This window comes from Brevundimonas diminuta ATCC 11568 (genome assembly GCF_000204035.1).
Classification (GTDB): domain Bacteria; phylum Pseudomonadota; class Alphaproteobacteria; order Caulobacterales; family Caulobacteraceae; genus Brevundimonas; species Brevundimonas diminuta.
The window spans coordinates 1322579-1325579 of the sequence record NZ_GL883086.1; the positions used below are offsets into that span (position 1 = coordinate 1322579).

The window sequence follows — 3001 nt, forward strand, 5'->3', positions numbered from 1 at the left end:
CCAGCGCGCCCACGACGGCGGCGCCCAGCTTCCAGAGGTCGTCAATACCGTCGTCTCGCGCCGCGTCGCGCCCTGGCCGAACCAGGCGCGGCCCGTGCTGCGGTCGACCCTCAGCGCTTCATGCCAGGCCCCGCCGTCGGGACTGACCTTCAGCCGCAGGTCGTCGTCACCGACCAGACCCAGCTCGGCCCGCCCGCCCCAGCCGCTCTGGAACAGCAGAGACAGGACGTCGCCCGCCGCCTGTTTGTTGAAGGTGAAACGCAGATCGCCGTCGCCGCCGCTCTCGCTCTCCAGCGCGGTCCACAGCGCCTTGTTGGCCCGCACGGCGACGACGTTCGTCGCGTCCGCCGTGGCGTTCACGCCCAGACGGGTGATCTGCTGGATCTCCTCCGGCAGGCCGAAGGACAGGGGCGTCCAGACGCCTTCGCGGCGGACCAGTATCTCCTCGCTATCCAGCACCACGGCCAGCAGGCCGTTCGGCGCCGGAACCGGCAGCCAGCCGCCCCGCTCATGTCGCAGCAGGCTGCCCGCCGGATGCGTCGCCCAGTCCGCGCCCGTCGCCGCCTCCGGCAGGATATAGAGCGCGCCCTCGGCCGAGTCGGCAGGCTGTACCGTCGTGGTGCGGCTGACCACCGCCGTCTGGATCAGGACGTCCAGACGAGTCAGGGCTTCATTCAGGGTCACATGTTTCTGCAGCTGTCCGGCCGCCAGATAAGGCAGGCCCAGTCGCGCGCTGGCGTCATCGCTCATGGCGGTCTCCAAAGGTTGAGACCGCAGTCTGGTCAGGCGCCGGGCCCCGGCGCGCCGATCCGCTCCACACAACGCCAAAGCCGGGAATTTTCAGGGATTGGCCGCGTCGAACGCGCTATCGACGCGCGCCGCGCCAGCGCATTCGGCCGCATGAGGCCACGCTCGACAGGCCCGGCGCCGGCGCGCTAACCGACGCTTCCGCCCATTTTCATTAAAGGTCGCTTCATGACCCTGACCCAGGCCCTGATGCGGCTGGCCGCCCTGGCCCTGCTGGCGCCCTCCGGCCTCGTCGCCGTCTCGGCCCTCAGCCGCATCGGCCACCGCCTGCCCGACCTACTGACCCAGTTCACCGCGCCCGCCCTGGTCGCGACCGTCGTGCTGTGCGGCCTCTTCCTGCTGCTTCGTCTATGGGACATGGCGGCGCTGGGCGCGGGCGTGGCGGGGCTGCTGCTTCTGGCCGTCTGGCCCCAGTGGACGCCTGAGAAAGGCCGCGCCGCCGGACCGGAAACCCTGACCGTCTATTCCGCAAACCTGTGGGCCCGAAATCAGGATGTGGCGGCCATCGCCCGCTCCATCGAACAGGCCGACGCCGATGTGGTCATGCTGATCGAGTTGGGCGACGCCCCGGCCGCGCAACTGGACACGATCCTGCGCGCCTACCCGCACCGGGTCAGCACTCCGCGCAAGGACCGGCCCAGCGGAGCCGCCCGTTCGGTGATCGCCTCGCGCCTGCCTCTCCATCGAGTGCGCGACGCCGACGGTCAGGGCCTGGCCGCCCTGGTCGCCCAGGCCGAGACGTCGCTGGGGCCGGTCAGCCTGATCGCCGTCCACATGACGCGGCCCTGGCCCTTCCAGCACCCCTACGGCCAGATCAGCCAGGCGCAGCGGCTGGCAGGACTGCGCGCCGGGCTGGAGGGTCCGGTCGTCGTGGCGGGCGACTTCAACAGCGTCTCCAGCGGCCGCATCGGCCGTCAGATCAAGGCCGAGACGGGCCTGATCCCCGCCCCCGCGCGGCCCGGCACCTGGCCCTCGGCCCTGCCCCCCTTCCTCGGCATCACCATCGACCACGTCTGGCGCTCGCCCGATCTGGCGCTGGTCGAGCGACGGCTGGGTCAGAAGACGGGCTCGGACCACCGCCCGGTGATCGTGCGTCTCAGCCGGGCCGAACCATAAGAGCTTTCAGCCGCGCCTCGTGTCCGTGGTCGGGGAAGTCGTCGGCGATCCAGCTCTGCTCAAACGCCTTGAGCAACCGCCCCGTCTCCGGCCCCGGCGACAGGCCCAGTCGCGCCAGATCCTTGCCTCCGACCGGCAGTTTCGGCGGCGTCCAAGCCGTCGCCAGCGCCAGCAGATGCTGCACCACCCCGGCGTCCGCGCCCGACGCCCAGGCGCGATAAAGCCGATCCTCAACCGCCTGACGCCCGGCGCGCCAGATAGCGGCGCGCGTCTCGGCCTCGCTCATCGCCGGGTCGATCCGTTCGGCGACGGCCTCGACCAGTCGGTCCCGCTGGGCGTTCGACAGCCGCAGCTTCAGCGCCGCTGCGCGCACGGCCTCCGCTTCATCCGGCAACAGCGCCGACAGGCGCAGCACCGGGTCCGCGCTGATCCCGACCATCGCCTCGAACAGCGTCAGACTTTCCGGCTGCGGCGCCACCCGCCCCAGCACGCCCGCCTGATCCATCAACCGCACCGCCGCGCGCGGGTCAGGCGCGGCCAGCAGTTTGAGCAGATCCTTCGACACCCGCTCGGCCGAAAGTTGCTCCACGCCCTCGGCCAAGGCCGCGCAGGCTTCCACCGCCGCCACATCCGGCGCGCCGCGCCCATACCAGGCGAAGAAGCGATAGAAGCGCAGGATGCGCAGATAGTCCTCGCGGATGCGCTGTTCCGGCTCGCCGACGAAGACGATCCGTCCGGCCAGGGCGTCTTCATACCCCGCGCCCGTCGGGTCTAGGATCAACCCGTCCGCATCGGCATAAAGGGCGTTCAGGCGGAAATCCCGCCGCGCCGCATCCTCGGCCCAGTCGTCGGTGAAGGCGACCGTCGCGCGCCGCCCGTCGGTCGACACATCCCGGCGCAGGGTGGTGATCTCGAACGGCTGGCGTTCCGATATCGCCGTCACCGTGCCGTGCTCCATGCCGGTCGGCACGCTCTTCAGGCCCGCCGCCTTCAGCGCCTTCACCACCGCCTCGGGCGTCAGGACAGTGGCGATATCCACGTCGTCGATCGGCGCGCCCAGCACGGCGTTGCGCACGCA

Annotated in this window: 3 protein-coding genes; 1 reads left to right on the top strand and 2 read right to left on the bottom strand. The window is 70.9% G+C overall.

Going from position 1 to position 3001, the window contains the following annotated elements:
• Positions 1–750 (bottom strand): DUF2793 domain-containing protein (locus BDIM_RS10300; RefSeq protein WP_155818707.1); only part of this gene is annotated, 750 nt, incomplete at its 3' end.
• Positions 751–975: 225 nt separating this feature from the next.
• Between BDIM_RS10300 and BDIM_RS10305 the strand changes: the two genes are divergently transcribed.
• Entirely contained in the window at positions 976–1923 is a 948-nt protein-coding gene (locus BDIM_RS10305; RefSeq protein WP_003165537.1) for an endonuclease/exonuclease/phosphatase family protein, read from the top strand.
• Here the strand turns inward: BDIM_RS10305 and BDIM_RS10310 are convergent.
• On the bottom strand, positions 1904–3001 hold a 1098-nt coding region (locus BDIM_RS10310), incomplete at its 5' end, for a CCA tRNA nucleotidyltransferase (protein ID WP_155818709.1). The two genes, BDIM_RS10305 and BDIM_RS10310, sit on opposite strands and share 20 nt — an antisense overlap.